Annotated in this window: 28 protein-coding genes and 1 pseudogene; 17 read left to right on the forward strand and 12 right to left on the reverse strand. The window is 70.8% G+C overall.

Annotation, left to right across the window (positions count from 1 at the left end; translation table 11 throughout):
- Position 1: 1 nt before the first annotated feature.
- On the forward strand, positions 2 to 1,000 hold the full coding sequence (locus AB0K15_RS02800; protein ID WP_364045364.1) for an ornithine cyclodeaminase family protein: 999 nt from the start codon (positions 2 to 4) through the stop codon (positions 998 to 1,000).
- Positions 1,000 to 2,445, forward strand: a complete 1,446-nt coding sequence (locus tag AB0K15_RS02805; protein ID WP_364045366.1) for an aromatic amino acid lyase — start codon at positions 1,000 to 1,002, stop codon at positions 2,443 to 2,445. Before AB0K15_RS02800 ends, AB0K15_RS02805 begins: the two co-directional genes overlap by 1 nt.
- On the opposite strand, the gene AB0K15_RS02810 is transcribed toward AB0K15_RS02805, so the two are convergent.
- Positions 2,442 to 3,152 (reverse strand): ABC transporter permease, encoded by a 711-nt coding sequence (locus tag AB0K15_RS02810; RefSeq protein ID WP_364044800.1) that lies wholly within the window; start codon positions 3,150 to 3,152, stop codon positions 2,442 to 2,444. The genes AB0K15_RS02805 and AB0K15_RS02810 overlap by 4 nt on opposite strands.
- Positions 3,149 to 3,847, reverse strand: a complete 699-nt coding sequence (locus AB0K15_RS02815) for an ABC transporter permease (protein ID WP_364044803.1) — start codon at positions 3,845 to 3,847, stop codon at positions 3,149 to 3,151. Before AB0K15_RS02815 ends, AB0K15_RS02810 begins: the two co-directional genes overlap by 4 nt.
- Positions 3,848 to 3,983: 136 nt before the next feature.
- Between AB0K15_RS02815 and AB0K15_RS02820 the strand changes: the two genes are divergently transcribed.
- From AB0K15_RS02820 to AB0K15_RS02830, 3 genes are all read left to right on the forward strand, one after another.
- A complete protein-coding gene (locus tag AB0K15_RS02820) occupies positions 3,984 to 4,910 on the forward strand; it encodes an ABC transporter substrate-binding protein (RefSeq protein WP_364044806.1) in 927 nt (308 codons plus the stop codon).
- Between the two features lie 153 nt (positions 4,911 to 5,063).
- A complete protein-coding gene (locus AB0K15_RS02825; protein WP_364044809.1) occupies positions 5,064 to 5,498 on the forward strand; it encodes an SRPBCC family protein in 435 nt (144 codons plus the stop codon).
- 116 nt (positions 5,499 to 5,614) lie between these two features.
- Positions 5,615 to 6,628 carry an NADP-dependent oxidoreductase gene (locus AB0K15_RS02830; protein ID WP_364044812.1) on the forward strand — a complete coding sequence of 338 codons (1,014 nt, stop codon included), beginning with the start codon at positions 5,615 to 5,617 and terminating at the stop codon, positions 6,626 to 6,628.
- Here AB0K15_RS02830 and AB0K15_RS02835 read toward each other — a convergent pair.
- Both AB0K15_RS02835 and AB0K15_RS02840 read right to left on the reverse strand, forming a co-directional pair.
- A complete protein-coding gene (locus AB0K15_RS02835) occupies positions 6,621 to 7,265 on the reverse strand; it encodes a haloacid dehalogenase type II (protein ID WP_364044814.1) in 645 nt (214 codons plus the stop codon). The genes AB0K15_RS02830 and AB0K15_RS02835 overlap by 8 nt on opposite strands.
- Positions 7,266 to 7,276: 11 nt before the next feature.
- On the reverse strand, positions 7,277 to 7,879 hold the full coding sequence (locus AB0K15_RS02840) for a TetR/AcrR family transcriptional regulator (protein WP_364044817.1): 603 nt from the start codon (positions 7,877 to 7,879) through the stop codon (positions 7,277 to 7,279).
- Between the two features lie 105 nt (positions 7,880 to 7,984).
- Here AB0K15_RS02840 and AB0K15_RS02845 point away from each other — a divergent pair, with 105 nt between their 5' ends.
- The gene (locus AB0K15_RS02845; RefSeq protein WP_364044820.1) at positions 7,985 to 9,034 is read left to right on the forward strand and encodes an NAD(P)-dependent alcohol dehydrogenase; all 1,050 of its coding nucleotides are present in this window, start codon (positions 7,985 to 7,987) and stop codon (positions 9,032 to 9,034) included.
- A 21-nt stretch (positions 9,035 to 9,055) separates the two neighbouring features.
- Here the strand turns inward: AB0K15_RS02845 and purU are convergent, their stop codons facing one another.
- From purU to AB0K15_RS02875, 6 genes and pseudogenes are all read right to left on the reverse strand, one after another.
- On the reverse strand, positions 9,056 to 9,928 hold the full coding sequence (purU, locus tag AB0K15_RS02850; protein ID WP_364044823.1) for a formyltetrahydrofolate deformylase: 873 nt from the start codon (positions 9,926 to 9,928) through the stop codon (positions 9,056 to 9,058).
- Between the two features lie 15 nt (positions 9,929 to 9,943).
- Positions 9,944 to 10,321, reverse strand: a complete 378-nt coding sequence (locus AB0K15_RS02855) for a mycothiol maleylpyruvate isomerase (protein WP_364045368.1) — start codon at positions 10,319 to 10,321, stop codon at positions 9,944 to 9,946.
- Positions 10,316 to 10,534: pseudogene (locus tag AB0K15_RS02860) on the reverse strand (maleylpyruvate isomerase N-terminal domain-containing protein); the annotation flags it as partial. The pseudogene AB0K15_RS02860 and the gene AB0K15_RS02855, both read right to left, overlap by 6 nt.
- Positions 10,446 to 11,234 carry a VTT domain-containing protein gene (locus AB0K15_RS02865; RefSeq protein WP_364044826.1) on the reverse strand — a complete coding sequence of 263 codons (789 nt, stop codon included), beginning with the start codon at positions 11,232 to 11,234 and terminating at the stop codon, positions 10,446 to 10,448. The gene AB0K15_RS02865 and the pseudogene AB0K15_RS02860, both read right to left, overlap by 89 nt.
- A gap of 136 nt (positions 11,235 to 11,370) precedes the next feature.
- The gene (locus AB0K15_RS02870) at positions 11,371 to 12,171 is read right to left on the reverse strand and encodes a class I SAM-dependent methyltransferase (RefSeq protein ID WP_364044829.1); all 801 of its coding nucleotides are present in this window, start codon (positions 12,169 to 12,171) and stop codon (positions 11,371 to 11,373) included.
- A complete protein-coding gene (locus tag AB0K15_RS02875) occupies positions 12,150 to 12,650 on the reverse strand; it encodes a DUF2505 domain-containing protein (protein ID WP_364044831.1) in 501 nt (166 codons plus the stop codon). Before AB0K15_RS02875 ends, AB0K15_RS02870 begins: the two co-directional genes overlap by 22 nt.
- A gap of 25 nt (positions 12,651 to 12,675) precedes the next feature.
- Here AB0K15_RS02875 and AB0K15_RS02880 point away from each other — a divergent pair, with 25 nt between their 5' ends.
- From AB0K15_RS02880 to AB0K15_RS02910, 7 genes are all read left to right on the forward strand, one after another.
- Positions 12,676 to 13,737 (forward strand): UDP-N-acetylmuramate dehydrogenase, encoded by a 1,062-nt coding sequence (locus AB0K15_RS02880; protein ID WP_364044834.1) that lies wholly within the window; start codon positions 12,676 to 12,678, stop codon positions 13,735 to 13,737.
- Between the two features lie 206 nt (positions 13,738 to 13,943).
- Positions 13,944 to 15,116 carry an Ig-like domain-containing protein gene (locus AB0K15_RS02885; RefSeq protein WP_364044837.1) on the forward strand — a complete coding sequence of 391 codons (1,173 nt, stop codon included), beginning with the start codon at positions 13,944 to 13,946 and terminating at the stop codon, positions 15,114 to 15,116.
- A gap of 21 nt (positions 15,117 to 15,137) precedes the next feature.
- Positions 15,138 to 15,959, forward strand: coding sequence for an alpha/beta hydrolase (locus tag AB0K15_RS02890; RefSeq protein ID WP_364044840.1), 822 nt, complete (start codon positions 15,138 to 15,140; stop codon positions 15,957 to 15,959).
- Between the two features lie 22 nt (positions 15,960 to 15,981).
- Entirely contained in the window at positions 15,982 to 17,289 is a 1,308-nt protein-coding gene (mshA, locus tag AB0K15_RS02895) for a D-inositol-3-phosphate glycosyltransferase (protein WP_364044843.1), read from the forward strand.
- Positions 17,286 to 17,798 carry a YbjN domain-containing protein gene (locus AB0K15_RS02900; protein WP_220245921.1) on the forward strand — a complete coding sequence of 171 codons (513 nt, stop codon included), beginning with the start codon at positions 17,286 to 17,288 and terminating at the stop codon, positions 17,796 to 17,798. The genes mshA and AB0K15_RS02900 overlap by 4 nt, the downstream gene beginning before the upstream one ends.
- Positions 17,799 to 17,863: 65 nt before the next feature.
- Positions 17,864 to 18,802, forward strand: coding sequence for a DUF4349 domain-containing protein (locus tag AB0K15_RS02905; protein WP_364044846.1), 939 nt, complete (start codon positions 17,864 to 17,866; stop codon positions 18,800 to 18,802).
- A 432-nt stretch (positions 18,803 to 19,234) separates the two neighbouring features.
- Positions 19,235 to 19,984, forward strand: coding sequence for a phosphoglyceromutase (locus AB0K15_RS02910; RefSeq protein ID WP_364044849.1), 750 nt, complete (start codon positions 19,235 to 19,237; stop codon positions 19,982 to 19,984).
- A 410-nt stretch (positions 19,985 to 20,394) separates the two neighbouring features.
- On the opposite strand, the gene AB0K15_RS02915 is transcribed toward AB0K15_RS02910, so the two are convergent.
- Together AB0K15_RS02915 and AB0K15_RS02920 are read right to left on the reverse strand one after the other, a co-directional pair.
- Positions 20,395 to 21,327, reverse strand: a complete 933-nt coding sequence (locus AB0K15_RS02915) for a hypothetical protein (RefSeq protein ID WP_364044852.1) — start codon at positions 21,325 to 21,327, stop codon at positions 20,395 to 20,397.
- Entirely contained in the window at positions 21,324 to 21,971 is a 648-nt protein-coding gene (locus AB0K15_RS02920) for a DNA-binding response regulator (RefSeq protein ID WP_364044855.1), read from the reverse strand. Before AB0K15_RS02920 ends, AB0K15_RS02915 begins: the two co-directional genes overlap by 4 nt.
- A gap of 86 nt (positions 21,972 to 22,057) precedes the next feature.
- On the opposite strand from AB0K15_RS02920, the gene AB0K15_RS02925 reads away from it, so the two are divergent.
- From AB0K15_RS02925 to AB0K15_RS02940, 4 genes are all read left to right on the forward strand, one after another.
- Positions 22,058 to 22,942 (forward strand): aldo/keto reductase, encoded by an 885-nt coding sequence (locus tag AB0K15_RS02925; RefSeq protein WP_364044858.1) that lies wholly within the window; start codon positions 22,058 to 22,060, stop codon positions 22,940 to 22,942.
- A 137-nt stretch (positions 22,943 to 23,079) separates the two neighbouring features.
- Complete coding sequence (locus AB0K15_RS02930) at positions 23,080 to 24,339, forward strand: ATP-binding protein (protein WP_364044861.1); 1,260 nt, start codon at positions 23,080 to 23,082, stop codon at positions 24,337 to 24,339.
- Positions 24,336 to 25,025, forward strand: a complete 690-nt coding sequence (locus AB0K15_RS02935) for a response regulator transcription factor (RefSeq protein ID WP_204091841.1) — start codon at positions 24,336 to 24,338, stop codon at positions 25,023 to 25,025. The genes AB0K15_RS02930 and AB0K15_RS02935 overlap by 4 nt, the downstream gene beginning before the upstream one ends.
- Positions 25,026 to 25,221: 196 nt before the next feature.
- On the forward strand, positions 25,222 to 26,205 hold the full coding sequence (locus tag AB0K15_RS02940) for a Ppx/GppA phosphatase family protein (protein WP_364044865.1): 984 nt from the start codon (positions 25,222 to 25,224) through the stop codon (positions 26,203 to 26,205).
- Positions 26,206 to 26,326: the final 121 nt, after the last annotated feature.

Genomic DNA, 26,326 nt, shown 5'->3' on the forward strand with positions numbered 1-26,326 from the left:
CGTGTGGCTCCGCTACCTGACCGGCGCCGACATCGACAGCCTCGGCACCACCGACGCCGACATAGTGGGCGCCGTCGAGGACGTGCTGGCCGACCACGGCCGCGGCGACGTCGTGTTCGAGCCGCGCACGCACCTCGTGCCGGACAACGGCGGCAAGGGCCACTTCAACATCCTGCGCGGCCACCTCTCGGCCAAGCAGGTCAGCGGCGTGAAGGTGGTCGGCGACTTCGTCGGCAACTTCGAACGCGGCCTGCCCAGCGAGATGGCCCTGATCCTGCTGCTCGACCCCGAGACGGGCATGCCGCGCGCGATCGTCGACGGCACCATGATCACCGAGGCCCGCACGGGCGCGATGACGGCCGTCGGCGCGAAGCACCTGGCGCGGCCGGGTTCGAAGGTGCTCGGCCACGTCGGTGCGCGTGGCACCGCGTGGTGGAACGTGGTGCTGCTCGACTCGCTCTTCGACTTCGACGAGATCCGCGTGACCAGCAAACGCCCCGAATCGCGGGAGGGTTTCGCGCAGCGGCTGAGCGAGCACTTGGGCAAACAGGTCCGCGTCTGCGAAACCGCCGCCGAAACGCTCGACGGCGCCGACGTGCTCGTGGAAGCCTCCCGGCTGACCGAGCCGGAAGCGTTGGTGCGCAAGGAGTTCCTGCGACCCGGTGCGTTCCTCGTGCCCTACGGCACCATCAGCGCCCTCGAGCTCACGCTGCTCGACGCCGTGGACAAGGTCGTGGTCGACAACTGGCGCGAGTCGCAGTCGGGCAACCCCCGCTTCGGCGCGCTGCGGCCCCACCTCAACGCCGGACTGCTCACCGAAGCCGGCGTGCACGCCGAGATCGGCGACGTCGTCGCGGGCAACCGCCCCGGCCGCGAGAGCGACGACGAGCGCATCCTCTTCTGGCACCGCGGACTGTCCACAACGGACGTCGCTGTCGCGCACATGATCCTGCAGCGCGCGGAAGCGGCGGACGTCGGCACGATGCTGCCGTACCGGTGATCGTCCGCGAGCCCGCCGACGTCCTCGCGTCCGGCAGCGAGCCGGGGGAGCCCCTCGAACTGCACCCGGACCTGCTCAGGCGCGTCAAAGAGAACCGCGCCGCGATGCTGGCCGTGCTCGACGCCGCCGACGGCCCGGTCTACGGCGTCAACACCGGCATGGGGCGCCTCGCCGGCCTCAAGCTCACCGCCGCCCAGCAGGCCGAACACCAGCACAACCTGCTGGTCGGCCGCGCGGTCGGCGGCCCGCCGTGGCTGTCGGCGGAGCTCACGCGCGCGCTCCTGCTCATGCGCCTGCGTGGCTTCCTCCGGCTCGACGCCGCCGTGAGCCCGGAGCTCGTGATGTTCCTCGCCGACCGCCTCAACGACGGTTTCCTCCCCGCCGTCCCCCGCGACGGCCTCGGCAGCGCCGGCGAGATCATCCCGCTGGCGCACGCGTTCCAGACGTTCACCGGCCTCGGTTCCGTGCTGGAGGACGGCGTCCTCACGCCGGCTGCGACCGCGCTGGCACGGCGAGGCGTCGAGCCGCTGAAGCTCGGCCCCAAGGAAGGCGCGAGCCTCATCCAGGGCTCCCCGCTGGCGCAGGCCTACGCGTGGACGCTCTCCGGCCGGGTCCAGCAGCTGGTCGACCTGCAGACGCTGTGCGCCGCCATCGCCGTGGACGTGCTCGGCGCGCCGCGCGAGGTGTACCGCTACCCGGTGACGAACCGGCTTGCCCAAGCCGTGCTGTCCGAAGTGCTGTCCCTCACGAGCGGCTCCTCCGCACGCCCGGTGGTGCAGGCACCGGTTTCGGTGCGGGTCGGCCCGCGAGTGATCGGCTTCGTGGCCCAGGTGCGCGCCGATCTCTTCGAAACGCTCAGGGAAACCTGGCAGACACCCGACGATTCCCCGTCCTTTGTAGACGGCAAGCTCGTGCCGACGACCGGTTACCACGCCGCGGAGCTGGGGCTGCGCATGGACGCGGTGAAGGCCGCGCTCGTGCACGCCGGTGAGATCTCCGTGCAGCGCCTGCACCGGCTCCTCGACCCGCAGTTCAGCGGCCTGCCCGCGCAGCTGGCCGTGGATCCCGGGCCGCAGGCGGGCCTGACGCCGCTGCACAAGCGCGCGGTCGGCGAGCTGCACTCGCTGCGGCGGCTGGCGGCGCCGGCCACGCCGGGTTCGCTCGACACTTCGGCGGGCCAGGAGGACGTGCAGGCCTTCGCCTGGGCCGCCGGCCACGAGCTGGCGGTGGCCGTGGACCACGTCTTCGCCATCACCGCGTGCGAGCTGATCGCCGGTGCGCAGGCCCGCCACCTCGGCGAAGGCCCCGGCAGTCCCGGGCTCCGCGCGATCTACGAATGGATCGCCGCGCGGGTGCCGCCGGTGCTGGTCGACCGGCCGCTGGGCCCTGACGTCGAACGGCTCGTGGCCGCCTGCCGCGAGGCGTACTTCAACGACCTCGGCTAGTCGCGCCGAGCCGTCTGCAGCGCGACACCCTTCGGCGTCGCCCAGCGCGTGAGCAGCGCGAAGAGCCCTTCGCACAGCAGGGCCAGGATGATCACGGCCAGACCGCCGCCGAAGATCTCGCCGTAGCCCTGGGCGCCTTCGGCGAAGCCGTCGACGATGTAGCGGCCGAGGCCACCGCCGTCGTTCACGATGGCGCCGATCGCGACCGTGGCCACCAGCTGCAGGAACGCCACGCGCGCGCCCGCCACGATCACGGGCGAGGCCAGCGGCAGCTCCAGCTTCAGCATGATCTGCCACTCGCGGTAGCCGGTACCGCGCGCCGCGTCGATGGTTTCCTGCTCCAGCTGCACGACGCCGGCGTAGGTGTTGGTGAACAGCGGCGGCAGGGCCAGCCCGACGAGCGCGAGCAGCAGCGGCCAGAAGTCCGTGTCGGCGCCCCAGCGGCTGGCCAGGAACCAGAACAGGATGATCAGCCCGAAGCTCGGGATCGCGCGCCCGATGTTCACGGCGCTGCTCGCGAGGAACGCGCCGCGGCGGTAGTGCGCGAGCCACAGCGCGAGCGGAATCGTGAGCACGGCCGCGACCACCAGCGACAGCGCGGAGAACCACAGGTGCTCCACCGTCCGGTATGGCACCCCCGCCGGGTCGGTCCAGCTCCACCGGTTCGGCGCCGAGAGCCACTCGCCCAGCTGCGTGAAGACGTTCATCGCGCCCGCACCTTCCGCACCCACGGCGCCAGCGCGCGCTCGCTCAGCCACAACAACAGGTCGACGACCACCGCGAGCACCACCGACAGCACCACGCCGACGATGATCGGGCTCGGGTTCGGCGTGGTCGTCTGGATGCCGGCGCGGATGAAGTACCCGAGCCCGCCCATGCCGAGCAGCGACGTCACGGTGACCAGGCCGATCGTGGTCACGGCGGCCACGCGCAGGCCCGCGATCACCACGGGCAGCGCCAGCGGCAGCTCCACCTGCCACAGCAACCGGCCGCGCGTGAAGCCCATGCCGATCGCGGCCTCGCGCACCTCGGCGGGCACCTGCTGCACGCCCGTGACGATGTTGCGGATCAGGATCAGGAGCGTGTACGTCGCCAACGGGATCACCGCCGTGGTGAACGTGAGCCCGAAGAACGGCACCAGCAGCGCGAACGCCCCCAGGCTCGGGATCACGTACAGGGCACCCGCCGTGCCCAGCACCAGCGGGTAGAACCAGCGGTAGCGCAGGCAGAGCGTGGCCAGCGCCAGCGACACCACCAGGCCGATGCCCAGGGCCGTGGCCGTGAGGGCGATGTGTTCACCGAGGCGCTGGCCGATGGCGTCGGCGTTGCGCTCGACCCACCGCCACTCGAAGATCGGCCGGCTGCTCTCGGTGAGCAGCGGAGTGACCGCGGACGCATGCACCACGGAAGGTTACCCCGTTCGAGCGCCGTGATTCCGGTTGTTGAGATTCGATGCCGGTGATTCCCGGTATGTGGTTTCTGTCGTGGCTCACGGTTAGGGTCCAATCCTCTGTTCGTGACACGAGGAGTGTGGGGACGTGCGCTGGACCCGGAACATCCGAGCGGCCGCGTTGGTGGCGGTGGCCGCGCTCGGCCTGACCGCGTGCGGGGGTGGGGGCTCCGACAGTGGCCAGCCCGCCGCGCAGAGCAAGGGCGGGGCGCCGATCGTCGTCGCGTCGTTCAACTTCACCGACAGTCAGATCCTGGCGGAGATCTACGCGGGCGCGCTCGAGGCCAAGGGCTACCCCGTCACGCGCAAGCTGAACCTGGGTTCGCGGGAGCTGATCTACCCGTCGCTCAAGTCGGGTGAGCTGCAGTTCCTGCCCGAGTACCAGGGCGCGGCGATCACGACCGGCTTCGGCAAGGACGCGGTGAAGACGGCCGACGGTGAGCACCAGCAGCTCGCGGACCTGTTCGCGCCGGACGGCATCGCGCTGCTGAACTACGCGGCGGCCGAGGACAAGAACACCTACATCATGAAGGCCGACCTGGCGAAGGCCAACGGCATCACGAGCATCAGCGACCTCAAGAAGCTGCCGAAGGTCGTCATGGCCGGGCCGCCGGAGTGCGAGTCGCGGCTGCCTTGCTACAAGGGCTTCACCGACGTCTACAAGCTGACGAACACCTCGTTCCAGACCGTGCAGGAAGCCGGGCCGCGCGTGCAGCAGCTCAACTCCGGTGCGGCGACCGTGATCCCGGTCGACTCGGTGAGCCCGCTGGTCGGCGACCCGCAGTACGTGACGCTCAAGGACGACCTGCAGATCGTGCCGACGGAGAACGTGGTGCCCGCGGTGAACAAGAAGGTGCTCGACGAGCGCGGCGCGGATTTCGCGGCTGTGGTCAACGCCGTTTCGGCGAAGCTGACCACCGACGGCATGCGCGAGCTGAACAAGCGCGTGGACTCCGACGGTGACCCGGCTGCCGATGTCGCAAAGGACTGGCTGACGCAGCAGGGCCTCGCCTGAGTGTTCTCAGGCGCGAAACGGGCCGTCCGGGACTTTCCGGGCGGCCCGTTTTTCGTGTGACCCTCGGCGGGAAACCCCTGGTGACGCGGTGCGCGATCGGGTGGTGTGCGAAGGTGGCGCGTGAGGGGTTCTGCCAGTACTGCGAGGAGCGAGATGGGTAAGGTCACGGCCACCGCGGAGCGCATGATCGACGCGCCGGTGGACAGGGTGCGCGAGCTGGTCGCCGACTACGCCGAGACCCGGCCGAAGCTGCTCACCGAGCACTACCGCGACTACGAGGTCACCGAGGGCGGCGTGGGCGCGGGCACCAAGGCGAGCTGGAAGCTGCAGGCCACGTCGAAGCGCGTGCGCGACGTCGCCGCGACCGTGACCGAGCCGTCGCCGGGCACCCTCGTGGAGACCGACGCGAACTCCAGCATGGTCACGACCTGGACCGTTTCGCCTTCGGGCTCGGCCAGCGTCGTGCGGATCCAGACGAGCTGGGACGGCGCCGGTGGTGTCGGCGGCTTCTTCGAGAAGACCTTCGCGCCCGGCGGGCTGAAGAAGATCTACGACGGCGTGCTCGGCAAGCTCGAGGAGATCGTGTAGCGCTTGCCACACGGCCGGGCATAATCGGAATGATCGCCCCGGTTGGCTCGTTGGGGCGGGTGTATGCGGGGCGATGGCCCCGGTTCGACCCAGTCTCTACGATTTGGAGTTCAGTGGTGAACGCATCGACCCAGGCGACCGAGATCCGGCTCGCGTCCCGTCCGCACGGCGTCCCGACGTCGGCCAACTTCGACATCGTCGACACCGAAATCCCGGCGCCGGCCGACGGCCAGCTCTTGGTGCGCAACGTGTTCATGAGCGTCGACCCGGCCATGCGCGGCCGGATGAACGACGCGAAGTCCTACGCGCCGCCCTTCGCGGTCGGCGAGCCGATGGGCGGCGGCGCGGTCGGCGAGGTCGTGAAGTCCACTGTGGATGGATTCAAGCCGGGTGACCACGTGCTGCACCAGCTCGGCTGGCGCACCCACGCCGTGGTCGACGCGACGAAGGTCGTGAAGGTCGATGGTTCCGTCGCGCCGCTTTCGACGTACCTGGGCGTGCTCGGCATGCCGGGCCTCACCGCGTACGCCGGGCTCCTGGTCACGGCGGAGTTCAAGCCGGGCGACACGGTGTTCGTCTCCGGCGCGGCCGGCGCGGTGGGTTCGCTCGTCGGCCAGCTGGCGAAGCTCAAGGGCGCCAAGCGCGTGATCGGCAGCGCGGGTTCGGCGGAGAAGGTGCGCCACCTCGTCGAGGACCTCGGCTTCGACGCCGCCTTCAACTACAAGGACGGCCCCGTCGCCCAGCAGCTGGCCGCCGCCGCGCCCGAGGGCATCGACGTGTACTTCGACAACGTCGGCGGCGAGCACCTCGAAGCCGCCATCGCGTCGATGAACCTGCACGGGCGCATCACCGTGTGCGGCATGATCTCGCAGTACAACGCCACCGAGGCGACGCCCGCGCCGCGCAACCTGGTGCAAATCATCGCCAAGCGCCTGACGATCCGCGGCATGCTCGTGCTCGACCACTGGCACCTGCAGCAGCAGTTCGTGTCCGAGGTGGCGCCCCTGGTGGCCTCCGGCGAGATCAAGTACTCGGAGACCATTGTGGACGGCATCCGCAACGCCCCGGACGCCTTCCTGGGCCTGCTCAGCGGCGCGAACACCGGCAAGATGCTGGTGCGGCTCAGCTGATCTCGGCGGCCAGCTCGGGCAGGCTCGTCGCCGTGTAGGTGGCGGGCCGGCCCGGAAGGGTTCGCTGCCCGGTTCTCGCTATCAACGCCGTCTCCATACCGACCGCCTCGGCGCCCGCCAGATCCCACCCGTGCGCGGCGATCATCACGGCTTTCGTTGTGCGGTAGGCGTTCAGCACCTGCCGGTACGGCTCGGGCGCGGGCTTGAGCCGGCTCACCTGCTGCGCCGAGAAGATCCGGTCGAACCTCTTCGCGAGCCCCGCGTTCTGCAACTGCGCCTCCGCTGTGGCGAGCGGCGAGTTCGTCAACGCGACGACTTGGTGGCCGGCTCGCTTGAGTGTTCGGAGGGCTTCGTCGACATCGGCGTGCGCGGGCAGGGACCGCAGCCCGTCGCCGATCCTGGCCAGGTCGTTGTCCGTGAGCTCACGGCCGTACCGGTCCGCGGTGTCCACGGCGGCCAGCCCGGCGATCTCCGCGAAGTCCCGGTACTCGCCGGCCGCCGTCACGGCCAACGCCGTGTGCACCACCAGCGCGAACCACTCCTGCCGTGCCGTGGGGCTCCCCGTGAGCTCGCGGAACAGCGGATCGAGCGCCCGGAGGTCGAGCAGTGTCTCGTTCACGTCGAACACGCAGAGCATGCGCACTCACCTCACTGCGTCCGGTAAGCCTCGATCACGATCCGCGCCGCCCGCGTCGACTTCGCCACCACCTGATCCGCCGAGTAGCCCATGCGGGGCGATACCCCGTCCAGGTACAGCGCGCCGTAGCCGTGGGACTGGGCGTTGAGTTGTTCGAGCAGTTCGAGGGCCTCCGCGTGGCCGTCGGTGACGGCGAGGCTGAGGGTGAGGAACGTGTCGAACAGGGCCCGGCGCTGGTCGTGCATCTCGGTGTACTCGGGGTTGGCCAGGCCGTCGGCGAAGAGGACCGCGTAGCCGAGGCGCGTGTCGATGAAGAAGCGCGTGTAGGTGCCCAGCGTGTTGGCCAGGCGGGTGACCGGGTCGGGCTCCTCGGTGATGACCTTGTCGACCAGGTCGCGTAGCCGGGAGGCGGCCGCGGCGGCGACGGCGGCCAGCAGGCTCGACCGGTCGGGGAAGTGGCGGTACGGCGCGGCGGCGGAGACGTTCGCGCGCTTCGCGACCTGGGCGACGGAGAACCCCTCCAGTCCCTGCTCGGCGATCAGGTCGAGGGACACGCGCACGAGCTCGGCGCGCAGGTCGCCGTGGTGGTACTTGCCGCCCATGTCGTGGATCACACCCGATCTCGGTCGCGCGGATGTAAGACCCCTCTTACTATAGAAGATGTAAGAGGGGGCTTACATGGTCCGGGCGGCCGAGCCCGGAATCGTCTGGAGGATTTCATGACCACCACCACGCCCGCCATCGCCGCACCGGCCGCGGGGCAGCCGCTCGCGCCGACGACGATCGTGCGCCGTGACCTGCGTCCGGACGACGTGCTGATCGACGTCGCGTTCGCCGGCATCTGCCACAGCGACATCCACCAGGCCAACGAGGACTGGGGCACCGCGATCTTCCCGATGGTGCCCGGCCACGAGATCGCCGGCGTCGTCGCCGCGGTCGGCTCGGGCGTCACCAAGTACCAGGTCGGCGACCGCGTCGGCGTCGGCTGCATGGTCGACTCGTGCGGCGAGTGCGAGTACTGCCTGGCCGGCGTCGAGCAGTCCTGCCTGAAAGGCAACGTGCCGACCTACAACGGCGTCGGCTACGACGGCGAGAACACCTACGGCGGGTACAGCCGCCAGGTCGTCGTGAAGGACCACTTCGTCTGCCGGGTGCCGGAAGGTCTGGGCCTCGACATCGCCGCGCCGCTGCTGTGCGCGGGCATCACCACGTACTCGCCGCTGCGCCAGTGGAACGTCGGGCCGGGCAAGAAGGTCGCGGTCGTCGGCCTCGGTGGGCTCGGCCACCTGGGCGTGAAGCTCGCCGTGGCGATGGGTGCCGAGGTGACCGTGCTCAGCCAGAGCCTGAAGAAGCAGGAAGACGGCCTCAAGCTCGGCGCGAAGGACTACTACGCCACCGGCGACGAGGCCACGTTCGACGTCCTGCGCGGGCGCTTCGACGTCATCCTCAACACCGTTTCGGCCAAGCTGCCGATCGACGCCTACCTCAGCCTGCTGCGCGTGGGTGGCGCGATGGTGAACGTCGGCGCGCCCGGCGAACCCCTGTCGTACAACGCTTTCTCGCTGCTGGGCGGCAACAAGATCCTCGCCGGCTCGGGCATCGGCGGCATGCGCGAGACGCAGGAGATGCTCGACTTCTGCGCCGAGCACGGCATCGGCGCCGAGATCGAGACGATCACCGCCGAGCAGGTCAACACCGCCTACGAGCGCGTGGAGAACAGCGACGTGCGCTACCGCTTCGTGATCGACGCGTCGACGATCGGCGCCTGATCGCCGCCGCGCGGCCTGCGCTCAGAACACCATCGTCCGGTTGCCGTGCACCAGCACGCGGCCCTCGAGGTGCCAGCGCAGGCCGCGCGCCAGCGTCACCTTCTCGATGTCGCGGCCCTTGCGCACGAGGTCGTCGACGGAGTCGCCGTGGTCCACGCGGATCACGTCCTGCTCGATGATCGGGCCGGCGTCGAGGTCGGCCGTCACGTAGTGGCAGGTCGCGCCGATCAGCTTCACGCCGCGCACGTGCGCCTGGTGGTAGGGCCGCGCGCCGATGAACGACGGCAGGAAGCTGTGGTGGATGTTGATCGCCCGCCCGGCCCACTCGTCGCACAGGTCGGCCGGCAGCACCTGCATGAACCGCGCCAGCACCACGGCGTGGGGGTCGTAGTCGTTGACGAGCTTGCGCACCTGGGCGAACGCCTCGGCCTTCCCGTCGGCCGGGAAAGGCACGTGGTAGAACGGGATCCCGTGCGCCCGCGTGATGTCCGCGAGCGACGCGTGGTTGCCGATCACCGCCGCGATGTCCACGTCCAGCTCCCCGGACGCGACGCGGCCCAGCAGGTCGTACAGGCAGTGCCCGGCCTTCGAGACGAGCACGACCGCGCGCGGCCGCTCACCCGTGTCGCGCACCTGCCAGCTCGACTCGGCCGACAGCTCCTCCGCGACGGCGGCGAACCGCGCCCGCAACCCGTCGGCGTCGAACGGCAGCGACCCGGCCAGCACGACCTGGCGCGTGAAGAACCAGCCCGAGTCCGGGTCGGTGTGGTACGCCGCCTCCACGATCATCCCGCCGTGGTCGGCGAGGAAGCCCGAGATGCGGGCGATGATGCCGGTGCGGTCGGGGCAGCCGAAGGTGAGCACGTAACGCTGGGGATCAGGCACGCCCGCCATTCTCGCTGGTGCTGGTCAGGGCGCCGCGAGGGGCTCGGTGAGTGCGACGTGGCCCACCATCCGGGCGGTGTTCGGGCGGCCCCAGAGGGCGCGGTAGACGTCGTCGGGTGAGCCGGTGATGGTGAGGTCCGCGGGGCCGTCGCCCAGGGCCGGTACCTCGCCGGAGCGCAGCACCACCGTCCACTCGCGGTCGCCGGCTTCGATCCGCACGACGCCGTCCTGCTGAGCGGCCCGGCGGGGAACGAAGAACGTCAGGAACTCGTCGATGCCGTCGACCGCGAACGCGTCCGCGTACCGCGTGGCCGGCGGCTCGGGCAGCGCGCTCTCCGCGTCCAGCCGGTGGATGGCCGTCTCGTGCGCCAGGCGCCGGGCCCAGCGGCCGACCGTCAGCAGCCCGCCACCGGGAAACGGCGACCGCACCGGGGTGTCGGCAGGCAGGCGGAGGGCTTCGCGCACGGCGAGGCGCTGGCCGTCCCAGCGGCCGAGCGCGTCGGCCCAGTCGGTGGGCTGCGGCGGGTCAGCGGGTCGGTCCGTGATCGCCGCGACCGTGGACGAGAGCCCCGTCGCCAGGTGCGTCACCAGGTCGTGCATCGTCCACTTCGGACAGTTGCGGAGGCGCGCCGACGGGCCCGCTGTCAGCGCGGCCGCCTTCAGCCGGTCCGCGTGGATGTCGATCGCCTCGGTCAGGTGCATCGGTAGACCGTAGCCGTCGCAGGCGAAGGCGCCGTCCGAACTCGATGAGGGTGACCAGGCCGAGCCCGAGCAGGAACGACAGAAGCAGGCCCTTCACCGGCTCGTCGGCGAACGTCGCGCCGCCGACCAGGCCGATGAGCACGCTGTAGACCGACCACACGGCGGCGCCGCACGCGTCGAGCGGCATGAAGCGGCGCAGCGGGTAGCCGAGGCTGCCCGTCGCCAGCGCGCTCGCCACGCGGCCGCCCGGCAGGTAGCGCGCGGCGACGATCAGCAACGGTGCCTGCCGCCGCACCTGCTCACGTGCCCATTCGTAACGCTGCCGTCCCGACGGCCCGCGCTGCAGCCGCGCGATCGCCCGCGGTCCGGCCGCGCGGCCCACCGCGTAGCCGAGGCAGTCGCCCGCCCACGCCCCGGTCGCCGCGACGAGCGCCAGCAGCGCCAGCCGCCCCGGGTTGGGCCCGAAGAGGACCGCGACCGTCACCACGGTCGTCTCGCTGGGCATGAACGGCAGCAGCGCGTCCAGGCCCGCGACGGCGAACACGAGCACCCAGAGCCACGGCGACCCCAGTGCGCCGCGCAGCAGGTCGGTGACGTGTTGAAGCAGTTCCACCTGCCTATCGTGATCACCGCAGGTCACCACCGGGTGACACCGCGGGGGTGGGCCGGTGAACAGGTGGGATTCGTACCCGGACGACGCATTCGTACCCGCACTGATCAGCCCAGTCCGGCACTCTCCGTAGCCGAGTTCAGAGCGGGTTCACGCTTTCCCACGGCACCGTCAGCTCGCCGAGCCGCCAGCGCTCCGGCCGGCCGAGCAACGGCCAGCCCCGGGCTTGCAGCATCCCCACCGCCGACACCCACCGCGCCCGCACCCCGAACGACCGGTGCGGCGCCGCGGCGGCCCAGCAGTCGTCCAAAGCGGACAGCAACGCGTGTACCGGCTCGCCGGGAACGTTGCGGTGGATGAGAACCTTGGGCAGTCGTTCGGCCACAATGGACGGACGCTCCAGCTCCGCGAGCCGCATCGACACCGTCAGCGACAGCGGACCGGCCGCGCCCACGACGACCCACGACGCCAGCCGCCCGATCTTGTCGCAGGTGCCCTCGACGATGAGCCCCTCGTCGGGCATCGCGTCGAGCATCACCTTCCACGCGCCGGCGACCTCGTGCTCGGCGTACTGGCGCAGCACGTTGAACGCCCGCACCACCACCGGCCGCGCGCCGGCCAGCTCGAAGCCACCGCGGCGGAAGTCCAGCCACGGAGGGTCAGCGGCGCGGCGCGCGAACGCCACTCGCTCCGGATCGATCTCCAGCCCGAGCACGCGGACGTCGGTGCGGACCCGGCGTAGCCGGCGCAGGAGCTCGACGGTCGTCACGGGTGACGCGCCGTAGCCGAGATCGACCACGAGGGGGTCCGGTGTTCGCCGCACCAGCCGCGTCACCGCGGGGTCGCTCGCGAGCCAGCGATCGACCCTGCGTAACCGATTGGGATTGGTGGTGCCCCGCGTCGGGGCGCCCACCGGGCTCAGGCGTGCTCGGCCAGCCACGACGTGGTGAAGTCGGCTTCGCGGGCCAGGAGGTTCGTCACCTGCTGGGCCACGAACTCCTCGATCTTCCCGCCGAACAGCGGGATCCGCACCGTCACCTCGCCGGACGTCCGGAACTCCACACGCTCGCCGCGCGGCGTCAGGAAGGTCTGCGCGCCGATCTCGCCCGGCACGCCGCTCACGCTGACGTCGACCTTGCCCGTGTACGCGTCGCCGGAGCGCTGCCACACCTGCTTGCGGTGCACGACGATGTCGCCCCGGTGCAAGGCCTGCACGGCCTGGGGCAGGCGCTGCGCGGCGATGCCGTGCTGCAGTTCGTAGCGCACGGTGTCGCCGTCGACGGCATGTGAAAGGAGCGCGGCGTTGTCGCCGCCCAGCTCCTTCAGGCGCGCCCGCAGCGCGTCCTCACCGGACACGGCGGCCAGCACGGCCGCGAGTCCGGCGGAGAACTCGGCACGGTGCTCGATCCGGGATCCCATGGGCCGGACAGTACCGTTAGGCAGCGTGAACCCCGTCGAAACGCCCGCGCCACCGCGCCTCGCCGAGTACACGACGCTGCGCCTCGGAGGGCCCGCGCGCCGGTTCGTGCGGGCCACGACCAGCGACGATCTCGTCGCCGCCGTGCGCGAGGCCGACGCCGCCGGCGAACGCGTGCTGCTGCTCGGCGGCGGTTCGAACCTCGTGGTCGCCGACAGCGGTTTCCCCGGCACGCTCATCCAGGTCGCGAACACCGGCTGGACGCGCGACGGCGATGTGGTCGAGGCCGCCGCCGGGCAGGAGTGGGACGCGTTCGTGGCCGGGCTCGTCGAGGCGGGGATCGGCGGGCTCGAATGCCTGTCCGGCATCCCGGGTTCCGTCGGCGCGACGCCGATCCAGAACGTCGGCGCGTACGGCTGCGAGGTCGCGGAGTCCATCGTCTCCCTCGAGCTCTACGACCGCGCCGCGCGCGAGGTGCGCACGGTCAAGGCCGACGAACTCGGCTTCGCCTACCGCACCAGCGTGCTGAAGGGCACCGACAGCGGCGTGGTGCTCAGCGTCCGCTTCCGCGTCGACCCGGCCGGCGAGTCCGCGCCCATCCGCTACGCCGAGCTCGCGCGCACGCTCGGTGTCGAGATCGGCGCGAAAGTCCCCGCCGCCGCCGCGCGCGCAGCGGTGCTGGGCCTGCGCCGCGGCAAGGGCATGGTCCTCGACGCGGCCGACCACGACACGTGGAGCGCCGGCTCGTTCTTCACGAACCCGATCGTCCCTTCGCCCGAGGTCGAGCCTGTGCTCGCGCGCATCACGGCTGTCGTCGGGCTCGATGTCGCCGTCCCCCAGTACCCGGCCGACGGCGGCGTGAAGCTCTCCGCCGCCTGGCTCATCGAGCGCGCCGGCTTCGCCAAGGGCCACCCGGGGCCCGGCGGCCGCGCTTCGCTCTCGACCAAACACACCCTCGCCCTCACCAACCGCGGCACCGCCACGACCACCGACCTGCTCACCCTGGCCCGCGAAGTCCGCGACGGCGTCCAGTCCCGCTTCGGTGTGACGCTGCACCCGGAACCGCTGCTGATCGCCTGCTCGCTCTGACCGTCCCGACCGTGCGCTGAACCGGTGACAAGCCCGTCACCAGCAGCCGAAGCCGGGAACCGCCGCCCCGATGAAACGTCTTGTCGACAGCCGCCCGGGGGACAGGGAATGGGTGAACCCGGCCGCGGCAGGTAACGTCGAGGCGCTCACCGGCGCTGACAGCGTGGAAGCATCCGCCGGTGTGGGGGAACGGGAGGTTCACGGGGATGGAACGGCGCACGGTGTTCAAGGCGGTGCTCGCCGCGGGGGCGGGGGCGCTCGCGGCCGCGTGTTCGACCACCACGAACGGCACGGCGTTGCCGCTCGGCGGGAGAGGGGAGGACGGCGGCAAGCCGGTGGATCCGGTGGCGAAAATCACCGCCACGCCGGCCGTGAACGCGAAGGACGCGGACGTCCGCGAGCCCGTGGTCGTCAAGGTGACCGACGGCAAGCTCAGCGACGTGAAGGTGACCAACTCCGACGGCGACGCCGTCAAGGGCGACCTCGCGGCCGACGGCCTGACCTGGAAGAGCTCCGAATCCCTCGGCTACGGCAAGACCTACACCTACGCCGCCAAGGCCACCGGCACGGACAACCGCCCCGTGGAGCTCAAGGGTTCCTTCGCGACGGTCAAGCCGGCCAAGCAGCTGCGCGCCACGCTGAACCCGGCCGACGACGCCCACGTGGGTGTCGCGATGCCGATCAGCGTGAAGTTCAAGGAAGCGCCGAAGGACCGCGCGGCCGTGGAGAAGGCGCTGAAGGTGAAGACCGACGTCGAGGGCTCGTGGGGCTGGCTCTCGCCCACGCAGGTGGACTGGCGGCCGAAGGAGTACTGGCCGGAGAACACGACCGTGGAGGTCGAGGCCAATCTCTACGGCGTCGACCTCGGTGGCGGCGCCTACGGCAAGGCCGACGTCACGACGAAGTTCAAGATCGGCCGCAACCAGGTCGTGAAGGTAAACACCCCCGACCACGTGATGAAGGTCTACCGAGGCGGCTCCGAGTACAAGAGCTACCCGTGCGCCAACGGCCTCGACTCCGATGTGAATCGCAACACGCCCAACGGCACGTTCATCGTGATGTCGAAGGAGCCCACGGCGGTGTTCGACAACGCCCGCTACGGCTACACGAACGTCAACAAGAAGTGGGCCTGCCGCATCTCCAACCACGGCGAGTACATCCACGAGAACCAGGACAACGCCGCCAACATCGGCAAGACCAACAACTCCCACGGCTGCGTCAACCTGCTGGAAGCCGACGCGAAGGACTACTTCGACTCCGCGCTCATCGGCGACCCGGTGGAGGTGACCGGCTCGCAGCTGTCCAGCCCCACCGGCTCCGACGTCAAGGACTGGTTCTACGACTGGTCCACCTGGAAGACGCTGTCGGCGGCCAAGTGAAGTCTGCTACGAACTGACGTCGTGAACACCGAAGTGGTCGGTACCTCCGGCGTGCGCATCGCGTTGCGTGTCGAGGGTGCCCAGAACTCGCGTCCGATCGTCTTCGTGCACGGCTGGGCCCAGTCGTCGCGCGCGTGGGCGGCCCAGCTGGCCGACCCGGCGCTCACGGAGCGGTTCCGCCTGGTGGCGATGGACCTGCGGGGCCACGGTGCGTCCGACGTCCCGGCGGCCGGCTACGACGACCCGCGCCAGTGGGCCGACGACCTCGCCGCCGTGCTCGCTTTCGCCGGCCCCGACGCGATCGTCGTGGGCTGGTCCTACGGCGGGCTCGTGATCACCGACTACCTGCGGGTGCACGGAACCGCACGGCTGGCCGGGATCGTGCTCGTCGGGGCCATCACGGAGATCGGCCGCGGCCGCGAAGGCGGTAAGACCGGATCGGTCATGCGGGCCGCGCTGCCCGCGGCGCTCTCGGACGATCCCGAGGTCGCCGTGCCGGCGTTGGTCGAGTTCAGCCGGGCCCAGGCGAACGCCTCGGTGCCCGGGACGTTCGCGCAAGCCCTGCTCGGGATGACGTTGGCGGTGCCGCCTGCCGTGCGCGCGGCGCTGTTCAAGCGCGACGTGGAGAGCTCGGAAGTGCTGGCCGGGATCGACAAACCGGTGCTGGTCGTGCACGGCACGGCCGACCGTGTGGTCGATCCCTCAGCAGCGGAATATTCGGCCGGGAAGATTCCGGGGGCCGTTCTGCGTTGGTTCGTTGATGCGGGGCATCTGCCGTTCGTCGAGGACGCGGGGGAGTTCAACTCCGCGCTGCGGCGGTTCTCCGGGGAAACAGCCGAGTAGCGCACACAGGAGTAGTGACCAGGTGACCATCTCCTCTCTGTCGGGGTTCCGCGCGGCGCCGCGTCGTATCGCGGTGCTGTCCGTGCACACTTCGCCGCTCGAACAGCCGGGCACCGGCGACGCGGGCGGCATGAACGTGTACGTGCGCGAGACCGCCACCGAGATGGCGCGCCGCGGCGTGGAGGTCGAGGTGTTCACGCGCGCGACCTCGTCGGACCAGCCGCCGCTGGCCGAGCTGGCGCCGGGCGTGACCGTTCGCCACGTGCAGGCCGGCCCGTTCGAGCCGCTGGGCCGCGACGAGCTGCCCGCCCAGCTGTGCGCGTTCACCTCCGGCGTGCTGCGCGCCGAGGCCTTCCACGAGCCCGGCTACTACGACCTCATCCACTCGCACTACTGGCTCTCGGGTCAGGTCGGCTGGCTCGCGCGCGACCGCTGGGGCGTGCCGCTGGTCCACACCGCGCACACGCTGGCGAAGGTCAAGAACTCGCTGCTCGCCGACGGCGACAAGCCCGAGCCCCGCACGCGCGTGATGGGCGAGGAGCAGGTGGTGACCGAGGCCGACTGCCTTGTCGCGAACACGCAGGTCGAGGCGCGCCAGCTCGTGGACCTCTACGGTGCCGACCCGCACGCGGTGCACGCCGTGCCGCCCGGTGTCGACCTCGACCGCTTCACGCCCGGTTCGCAGGCGCTGGCCCGCGACGCGTTCAGGCTGCCGCGGGACGCCGTGGTGCTCGCGTTCGCGGGCCGGATCCAGCCGTTGAAGGCGCCGGACGTGCTGCTGCGCGCGGCCGCCGAGCTGCTCACCCAGCGCCCGGAGCTGCGCTCGAAGCTCGTGGTGCTCGTGGTCGGGGGACCGTCGGGCACCGGGCTGGAGCAGCCGCAGGCGCTCAAGGAGCTGGCGTGGACGCTGGGCATCCAGGAGCAGGTGCGGTTCCTGCCGCCGCAGCCGGGGCAGAAACTGGTGAACGTCTTCCGCGCAGCCGACGTGGTCGCGGTGCCGAGCTACAACGAGTCGTTCGGGCTCGTGGCGCTGGAGGCACAGGCCTGCGGCACGCCCGTGGTGGCCGCCGAGGTCGGCGGGCTGCCGGTCGCGGTGCCGCACGGCGTGTCCGGGCTGCTCGTGCCTTCGCACACGGCCACCGACTGGGCCGACGCGCTGGCGGCCGTCGCGCTGCGTCCGGAACGCCGGCGTGAGCTCGGCGCCAACGCCGTGCTGCACGCCCACCGCTTCTCCTGGAGCCGCACCACGGACTCGTTGCTGGAGATCTATGCTCAGGCGACCAAGGCGTTCCGCGGAGCGCTCGAAGCGCGGGCGGAGGTGGCCGTGTGAGCCTGGACGCGACGATCAAGTCCACTTTGGACGCTGCCGAGCTCAAGTACGACCGGCGTGGCGAAGGAAAGTACTTCGTGACGTTGCCGGGCACCAAGAAGCTCCAGACCAACTGCTGGCTCGTGGACGGCGACCACGCGTTCTCGGTGGAGGCGTTCGTGTGCCGCCGCCCAGACGAGGCGCACGAGCAGGTGTACCGCTTTCTGTTGCAGCGCAACGCCCGGCTCTACGGCGTGCACTACACAGTGGACAGTATCGGCGACATCTACCTCGTCGGGCGCTTCGGCAAGGAGACGGTGACCGACGCCGAGCTGGACAAGATCCTCGGGCAGGTGCTCGAAGCCGCCGACGGCGACTTCAACACGTTGCTGGAGATCGGGTTCGCGTCGTCGATCAAGCGCGAGTGGGACTGGCGCGTGTCGCGCGGCGAGTCGCTGGCGAACCTCCAGGCGTTCAAGCACCTCGTGGCGCCCGAGAAGCCGCACGAGCCGGGCTTGACCGAGTCGTGACTCGGGCCGTGCAACGCCTCTGACGTCGGGGTCCGTCCGTCTGCCACCCGAGTGGAGGAGGACGGATGAGAACTCGATGGAGATGGGTGCCGGCCGGCGCCGCAGTGCTGGTGGTGCTGGCGGGGTGCACGGCGAACGAGCCGAGCTCGACGGAGGCCGACACCGGCGTGGCGGCCGGGCGCGCGGCCGCGCCCCAGCAGGCGCTGCCTCAGCAGGGGGTGGCGCAACCCGGTGTGCCGCAGCAGGGCCTGACCACGAAGGGACCGGTGCCGCCGGCGGTCGGGGCCGTGGGGACCACCGACCGCAAGCTCGCCCGGAGCGCGCGACTGGACCTCTCGACCCCGAAGCTCGACGACGTCGTCTCACGGGCGCGGGTGATCGCGACCGGAGCCGGCGGGTACACGGGCCAGGAGAGCACGCTGGAGTCGTCCGCGACCCTGAGCCTCGCCGTGCCCGCCGAAAAGCTCGACGGGGTGCTCGACCAGCTGGCCGGGCTCGGCAAGGTCACCAAGCGGGAGCTGAGCTCCCAGGACGTCACCGCCCAGGTGGTCGACGTGGACGCGCGCCTGGCGACGCAGCGCGCGAGCGTCGATCGGATCCGGGCGTTGCTGGCGAAGGCGACGTCGATCTCGGAGATCGCGAGTGTGGAGAGTGAGCTCACCACCCGCGAAGCCGCGCTCGAGTCACTCGAACAGCAGCAGAAGGCGCTCGCGGGGAGCGTCGCGATGGCGACGGTGGCACTGTCCGTGACCGCCGAGGCCGTGACCGGTCCCGGGCAGACATCCGATGATTTGCCCGGCTTTCTCGCGGGGCTTGCCGGTGGCTGGAACGCGTTCCTGACCTTCGGCGGCGGTTTCCTGACGGCGCTGGGGGCGATCGCGCCGTTCGCCGTGGTGCTCGGGATCCCGGCCGGAGCGGTGTGGTGGTGGGTGCGCAAGCGGCGCCGTTCGCGGCCGGTCGGTGACTCGGCTGTCCCTGCCGGACCTGTCGGACCTGCGGGGTAACGGGAAAGGCGGGACGGCTCGAGGGAGGGGGGAGTCGCGATCTCGAGCCGCCCCGCTGAAGTTCCCGCCGATCAAGGACCCGGTGACGAGGGGGATGCCAACGGGGCCGGCGGGCCGCGGCTCGGCAGGGGGGAGACGAGCCGCGGTCATAGCCCGCCGTCAGCCGGGGAGTGCGTGGAATCCGGCTGAGCGGGACATGCCAAACCTGTCAGATGTCCACCTGTAATCACAAGACTACTCGTTACTCCATTCGAGTGAACTTCGCCGAGTGGGATAACAGCGCGCAGCACATTGCACCCTTTTCGCGGCTTGTTGGCGGGCTGACTTCTGTTCGGGTGAAGGTGTTACTGTGGGGTAACACACTCTCCGTAGAACATCGTTCAAGGGGGCTCACCAGTCACGAACCTGGTCCGCTCTGGCAGGCTGTGGGCCATGGCCGAACTTGGGACGCTGGTGCTGCTGCGTCACGGACAGAGCACGTGGAACGCGGAAAACCTGTTCACCGGATGGGTGGACGTGCCGCTTTCGGAGACGGGTGAGCGCGAGGCTCGCCAGGGTGGCCAGCTGCTGGCCGAGGCGGGGCTGCTGCCCGACGTGGTGCACACGTCGCTGCTGCGCCGCGCGATCGGCACGGCGAACATCGCCCTCGACGCCGCCGACCGGCACTGGATCCCCGTGAAGCGCGACTGGCGGCTCAACGAGCGCCACTACGGTGCGCTGCAGGGCAAGAACAAGAAGCAGACGCTGGAGGAGTTCGGCGAGGAGCAGTTCATGCTCTGGCGCCGCTCCTACGACACCCCGCCGCCCGCCATCGACCCGGCCGACGAGTTCAGCCAGGCCGGCGACCCGCGCTACGCCGACCTCGGCGACAACGCGCCCCTGACCGAATGCCTCAAGGACGTCGTCGAGCGCCTCCTGCCGTACTGGGAGTCCGCGATCGTCCCCGACCTGCGCGCGGGCAAGACCGTGCTGGTCGCCGCGCACGGCAACTCCCTGCGCGCGCTCGTCAAGCACCTCGACGGCATCTCCGACGCGGACATCGCCGCCCTCAACATCCCCACCGGCATCCCCCTGCGCTACGACCTCACGGACGACCTGCAGCCCATCAAGCCGGGCGGCCTGTACCTCGACCCGGAGGCGGCGGAGGAAGCCGCTGCCGCGGTGGCGAACCAGGGTCGCTGAGCCGCACCGAGTCACGGACGAAGGGCCACTGCGCGAGCTGCGTGGTGGCCCTTCGGCTTTAGCCAGCGGCCCCGCGGGGTGAGCAGCCGTGCGGGCATGGGCTTGAGGTTGAGCGACCTGCGCCCGCCGCTGAGCCGGCCAGAACTCGGCGGTGGTTTGGTCCCCAGGTGAATGGAACGGGGTCGCGCCGTCGGGCCGCGATGCCATCCTGCGACAGGCCTGGGAAGTCACTGAACCACGGGGCGTGGTGCCGAGCTGGTGCTGAGCTGCGGAGGCCAAGGCCGCGGAGCCGACCGGCATCCTGGCCGGACGGCGCGGCTGGTGCGAGACCGGGGCGGCGAGCTCCCTTCACGGACGAAGGGCCACTGCGCGAGCTGCGCGGTGGCCCTTCGGCTTTCCAGGAACCAGCCTCAAGCCCCGTTCACCGGGTCGATCGCCGACACCTTCCAGCCGCCGTCGGGTTGGCGGGCCAGGGTGAGGCGGACGGGGATGGTGCGGTCCTGCGGGCCGCCCTGTTGCTGGGTCGAGACGACGGCGTCGAGGAGCACCGTGGCGGTCTTGCCGTCCGCGGAGGCCGACGACACGGCGGCCGCGGACTGGGGGTTGAACGTGGCCTTGGCGCCGCTGTTTTTCATGCTGTCGACAGTGGTCTGGCGGGTCGCGCGGAACTGCGTGAGGAGCGGGTCGACGGCGACGCTCTCGTAGCCGTCGTACACGGCGTCGGCGTTCTGGGCGTCGACAGTCAGCAGCACGGAGCCGGCGTGGCGGGCGGCGGTGAGGGCGGAGTCGCGGGTGACGGCGGGCCGTGGGGCGCCCGGGTCGGCCGTCGGGCCGAGGGTGCCGCGCGGGTTGAGGTTCAGGTCGCTGACGCGCCAGTGGTCGCCGGCCGGGGCGGCGGTGACGAGGACGACCGCGAGGGCCGCGTTGGTTTTGCCGTCGGGGGTCTGGCTCTGCTGCTTGATCGCGGCGAGCACCGTGGCCCCGCGCGGCGACAGCGTGGCGACGCCCGAGTCGACGACGTGCGTCTGCGTCTTCACCGGAGTGGTCTTGATCTGCGCGAAGGTCTGGTCGAACTGCGTGCGGGCGTTGCCGGTGAAGTACTCCTGCTCGTTTTTCGCCACCGCGGCCGTGTCCGTGGAGTCGAAGCTGAACACGGTCTCCATGGCCTTCTTGATCCCAGCGGACGCGTCGCTGGTGGCCTTCGCGTCCACGTAGGCCAGGTTGGCGGGCTGCGGCGGGACCACGGCCTTCCCGTCCACCGCTGAGCTGCACCCGGCAGCGAACAGGCCGAACAGAGCGAACGGGCCGAGCAGGGCCACCGACACCACGACACCACGCCTCACAGCAGACCGGCCTCCTTCGCGCGCGCCCCGGCCTGGAACCGCGACGTCGCCCCCAACGCTGCCATCAGCTCCGCGACGTAGCGCCGGTAGGTCCGCAGGCCGACGCCCATCGTGCGCGCCGCGGTCTCGTCGGTGCAGCCGGACAGCAGCAAATCCAGCAGCCGCGGCGTGTGCTGGCGCAGCTCCGCGTAGCGCGTTTCGAACGCCGCCAGATCCGTCGACGACCGCCACGCGGCCTCGAACAGCGACGAGATCCCGTTGACGAGGTCGGGTCGCGAAAGGACGGTGTAGCTGCGCCCGTCCGGCGTGACCTCGGCGGCGAGGATCGCGAGGCGCCCGTCGAGGATGATCGTCTCGTTGATCTCGCGTTCGCTGATGCGGATCTGCGCGCCGAGCGAACGCAGCAGGCGCAGGTGCTCGACGCCGGCCGCGTTCAGCAGCACGCTCGGCAGGTAGATCTTGCGCGCCCGCCGGCCCTGCAGGTCCGGGACCGGCTGCACGCCGGTGCCCGGGCGCGAAGCCGCCCAGGTATAGAGGGTGTTCGCGGCGCACGCGATGTCCGTGGCGCTGCCGAACAGGTGGGCGGTGCGGTCGAACAGCTCGCGTTCGCCGCGCACGGTCACGACGTCGTCGACTCGAGTCACGCACCCCAGTGTCCCCCCGATGCGATCCAGTGGCAGCTTCCTGCCAATCCGGGCGACGCGAAAGCCACGGAGCCACGCTGGAAGTCATGACCCAGACAGCACTTCCCGCCGCAGCCGCCGGCACGTGGCGGCTCGGTTCCCTGACCGTCAACCGCCTCGGTTTCGGCGCCATGCGGCTCGTCCCGTTCACGGGCGGCACCGGCGCCGACCGCGAGCGCGCCCTCACCGTCCTGCGCCGCGCGCTCGAGCTCGGCGTGAACCACATCGACACCGCGGCGTTCTATTTCACGCCGGAGTTCTCCGCCAACGAGATGATCAACTCGGCGCTCTCGCCTTATGCCGACGACCTGGTTCTGACCACGAAGGTCGGCCCCGGTCGCGACCCGTCCGGCGAGTTCCTGCCCTTCGCGCGGCCCGACCAGCTGCGCGGCCAGGTCGAGGAGAACCTGCGCCAGCTCGCGCGCGACCACCTCGACGTGGTCAACCTGCGGATCGGCACGGGCCTCGGCCGTGGCACGGGGTCCATCGCCGAGCACTTCGGCGCCCTGGCCGAGCTGCGCGCGGCCGGCCTCATCCGCGAGCTGGGCATCTCCAACGTCGGCCCGGAGCACCTCACGGAGGCGCTCGCGATCGCGCCCGTGGTGTGCGTGCAGAACCAGTACGGCCTCACCGCCGTCCGCGAAGACGACGAGCTGCTGCGCCTCTGCGGTGAACACGGCGTGGCGTTCGTGCCGTGGTTCGCCGTCGCGAGTGGACAAGCGGACGAAACCGGCGTGGAAGAGCGCGTGGCGGCCGTCGCGAAGCGCCACGACGCCACATCGGCCCAGGTCCGTCTCGCGTGGACACTCGCCCAAGGCGAGCACGTGCTCGCGATCCCGGGCACGGGCAACCCGGACCATCTGGCACAGAACGTCGCCGCCGCGCAGCTGCGCCTGACAGCCGACGATCTTGCCGAGCTCGACGGAGCGTGAACATCCTGCGGGAAGGTCTCGGGAGGGTGAACAGGGCCTGACACCAGGGCGAACATGTCGCCCGTAGGTGTCACGCGCCTCACGACCGGGCTTCCAAGACTGGTCCGAAAGGCTACCGGGATGCTTACGATTCCTTTGTGACCACGCCAGTTGCCCTGATCTCGGCCATCGGCGCTCTTGTCGTCGGCGCGGTCGTCGGGTTCCTCATCGCCCGGGCGCGGGCCCGGAAGGAGACGGCACGGCCGGTGGGACCGACCGTGGCGGAGCTCCTCGAACGGCTGATCCGGTCGTCCCGGAGCGGCGTTGTCGTCCTCAACCGCTTCGGTGACCTCGTGCTGCACAACCCGAGGGCCTACGAGCTCGGCCTGGTTCGGGTGAACCAGGCCGACCCGCGGGCCCGTGCCGCCGCCGAGCAGGTGGTGGAGACCGACGAGCCGATGGAGATCGACCTGTCGCCGCTCGAGAACCGCGGGCGGCGCCAGCCGGAGGCGGTGCTCGGCGAGGTCCGTCCGCTCGGCGACGGCTTCACCGTGGTCGAGGCCGTGGACCACTCCGAGGCCATCCGCCTGGAGGCCGTGCGGCGCGACTTCGTGGCCAACGTGAGCCACGAGCTCAAGACCCCGGTCGGCGCGATCGCGCTGCTCACCGAGGCCGTGCTCGACGCCGCCGACGACGTGGACGAGGTTCGCCGCTTCGGCAGCAAGATCCTCCGCGAGTCGACCCGGCTGGGCACGCTGGTGACCGAGCTGATCGCGCTTTCGCGCCTGCAGGGCGCCGAACGGCTGCCGGACCTCAACGTCGTCGAGGTCGACGCCGTGGTGCGGGAGGCGCTCGGCCGGACAACGTTGTCAGCGGAGTCGGCGGAGATCACCATCACCACCGATGCGGCCAGCGGCCTGCTCATCGAGGGCGACCGGACGCTGCTGGTCACGGCCCTGTCGAACCTGCTGGAGAACGCCGTCGCTTACTCGTCGCCGGGCAGCCCGGTGTCGATCTCGCGCCGGCTGGCCGACGGCATGGTCGAGATCGCCGTGACCGACCGCGGCATCGGCATCGCCGAGGACGAGCAGCAGCGCGTGTTCGAGCGCTTCTACCGCGCGGACAAGGCCCGCTCCCGCGCCACCGGCGGCACGGGGCTGGGCCTGGCGATCGTGAAGCACGTCGCGGCCAACCACGGCGGTTCGGTGGGCCTGTGGAGCAGACCTGGCACCGGATCCACGTTCACGCTGCGGATCCCCGCGCACGTCAGCCCCGAGCCCGGCGGCGACGGCGCGCGCGGCAAGCAGCAGACCCAGCCCGCCACCGTGGTGCGGCAGGACAAGACCCCCGAGCGGACACCCCGGCTCGTGGCAACCGGGCAGGAGCTCTCCGGCCCAGACCATGGAGGAAACCTGTGACGAGGGTTCTCATTGTCGAGGACGAAGAGTCCTTCGCCGACCCGCTCGCCTTCCTGTTGCGCAAGGAGGGCTTCACGGCCGCGGTGGCCGGGACGGGACAGCAGGCGCTCGAGGAGTTCGACCGCAACGGTGCCGACATCGTGCTGCTCGACCTCATGCTCCCGGGCATGAGCGGCACGGACGTGTGCAAGCAGCTGCGCCAGCGTTCCGCCGTGCCGGTGATCATGGTGACGGCGCGCGACAGCGAGATCGACAAGGTCGTGGGCCTCGAGCTGGGCGCCGACGACTACGTGACGAAGCCCTACTCGGCCCGGGAGCTCATCGCGCGCGTGCGCGCGGTGCTGCGCCGCGGCGGCGAGCCGGGCGCGGAGGGGGAGCTGGCGCCGCTGGTGCTCTCGGCCGGGCCGGTGCGGATGGACGTCGAGCGCCACGTCGTGACCGTGGACGGCGCCGAGGTTTCGCTGCCGCTCAAGGAGTTCGACCTGCTGGAGTACCTGCTGCGCAACGTGGGCCGCGTGCTCACCCGCGGCCAGCTGATCGACCGTGTGTGGGGCGCCGACTACGTCGGGGACACCAAGACCCTCGACGTCCACGTGAAGCGCCTGCGCTCGAAGATCGAGCCCGACCCGGGCTCGCCGCGCCACCTCGTGACGGTGCGCGGCCTCGGGTACAAGTTCGAGACGTGAGCCGGCGGTAGGGAAAACACCGGAGCACGGCCGGGGTGGCGGGGTTTTTTCTTGCCGCTCCGGCCGTTTTCGGTCCTGGGGAAACGCTTCATTTTTCACCCTGTGCGGGCGTCCGGGTACGCAGAGTCGAGCCCGGACCGAGTGGTGTTGGTTACAGTTTCGAGACCTGGCTGTGGGACCGGTACGCTGGATCCTCGTGCGCCTAGGGGTACTCGACGTCGGGTCCAACACCGTCCACCTGCTGGTGGTCGACGCCCATCGTGGTGCGCACCCGACGCCCATGCACTCGGAGAAGGCCGTGTTGCGCCTCGCCGAGCAGATCACGCGAACCGGAGACCTCAGCCGCGCGGGCTCCGACCAGCTGGTGCGGGCCGTGGAGTCGGCGCGCGCTTCTGCGGTCCGGCTCGGGTGCGAAGACGTGATGGCGTTCGCGACGTCGGCCGTGCGCGAAGCCAAGAACTCGCCGAAGGTGCTGGCCAGAGTCGCGGAGGAGACCGGCGTCGAGCTGAAGGTGCTCTCCGGCGTCGACGAGGCGCGCCTGACCTTCCTCGCCGTGCGGCGGTGGTTCGGCTGGTCGGCCGGCCAGGTGCTGGTGCTCGACATCGGCGGCGGCTCGCTGGAGGTCGCGATGGGCCGCGACGAGGAACCCGTGCTCGCGGAGTCGCTGCCGCTGGGAGCCGGGCGCACCACGCGCACGCGCTTCCGCCACGACCCGCCCACGCGCTCGGAGGTCGTGGCGGTCTCGGCGTGGCTGGAGGACGAGCTCAGCGGGCTCGCGAAGAAGGTCGCGAAATGGGGTGAACCCGATCGGGTGGTGGCGACGTCGAAGACGTTCCGTTCCCTGGCCAGGCTCACCGGCGCGGCCCCCTCGGCGGCCGGTCCGCGCGTGCGCCGTACGCTCACGGACACCGCGTTGCGCCAGCTCATCGCCTTCATCTCGCGCATGCCCGCAGCGGACCTCGCGCAACTCGAGGGGGTCAGCTCGAGCCGGTCGCACCAGCTCGTGGCGGGTGCTCTGGTGGCGCAAGCCGCCATGCGGGCGCTCTCTCTCGAAGAACTCGAGATCTGCCCATGGGCACTGCGAGAGGGTGTCATCCTGCGACGGCTGGACCATTCCAACGGCGCGGACGAAACTGGGGCCGCCCTCACCGGCGTTTCGGCGAACGGGGAGGACCGGTGACAGCAGCGGACTGGACTTCGGTGACGGAAAACAGGCACGGTGAAGAGGTGACGGACATGCACAGCACGGTGTTCAGCGCGCGCGGCGCCGCCTGCGTCCGGCCGCCGGGACGTGCCGTGGC

Source organism: Amycolatopsis sp. NPDC049253 (assembly GCF_040678995.1).
In the GTDB taxonomy this organism is placed as follows: domain Bacteria; phylum Actinomycetota; class Actinomycetes; order Mycobacteriales; family Pseudonocardiaceae; genus Amycolatopsis.

Bases quoted from the DNA above. Each gene is read 5' to 3' on its own strand.
- AB0K15_RS02810 (WP_364044800.1), bottom strand. From the start codon at position 3,152: ATGAACGTCTTCACGCAGCTGGGCGAGTGGCTCTCGGCGCCGAACCGG.
- AB0K15_RS02825 (WP_364044809.1), top strand. From the start codon at position 5,064: ATGGGTAAGGTCACGGCCACCGCGGAGCGCATGATCGACGCGCCGGTG.
- AB0K15_RS02835 (WP_364044814.1), bottom strand. From the start codon at position 7,265: ATGCTCTGCGTGTTCGACGTGAACGAGACACTGCTCGACCTCCGGGCG.
- AB0K15_RS02845 (WP_364044820.1), top strand. From the start codon at position 7,985: ATGACCACCACCACGCCCGCCATCGCCGCACCGGCCGCGGGGCAGCCG.
- purU (WP_364044823.1), bottom strand. From the start codon at position 9,928: ATGGCGGGCGTGCCTGATCCCCAGCGTTACGTGCTCACCTTCGGCTGC.
- AB0K15_RS02875 (WP_364044831.1), bottom strand. From the start codon at position 12,650: ATGGGATCCCGGATCGAGCACCGTGCCGAGTTCTCCGCCGGACTCGCG.
- AB0K15_RS02885 (WP_364044837.1), top strand. From the start codon at position 13,944: ATGGAACGGCGCACGGTGTTCAAGGCGGTGCTCGCCGCGGGGGCGGGG.
- AB0K15_RS02905 (WP_364044846.1), top strand. From the start codon at position 17,864: ATGAGAACTCGATGGAGATGGGTGCCGGCCGGCGCCGCAGTGCTGGTG.
- AB0K15_RS02910 (WP_364044849.1), top strand. From the start codon at position 19,235: ATGGCCGAACTTGGGACGCTGGTGCTGCTGCGTCACGGACAGAGCACG.
- AB0K15_RS02925 (WP_364044858.1), top strand. From the start codon at position 22,058: ATGACCCAGACAGCACTTCCCGCCGCAGCCGCCGGCACGTGGCGGCTC.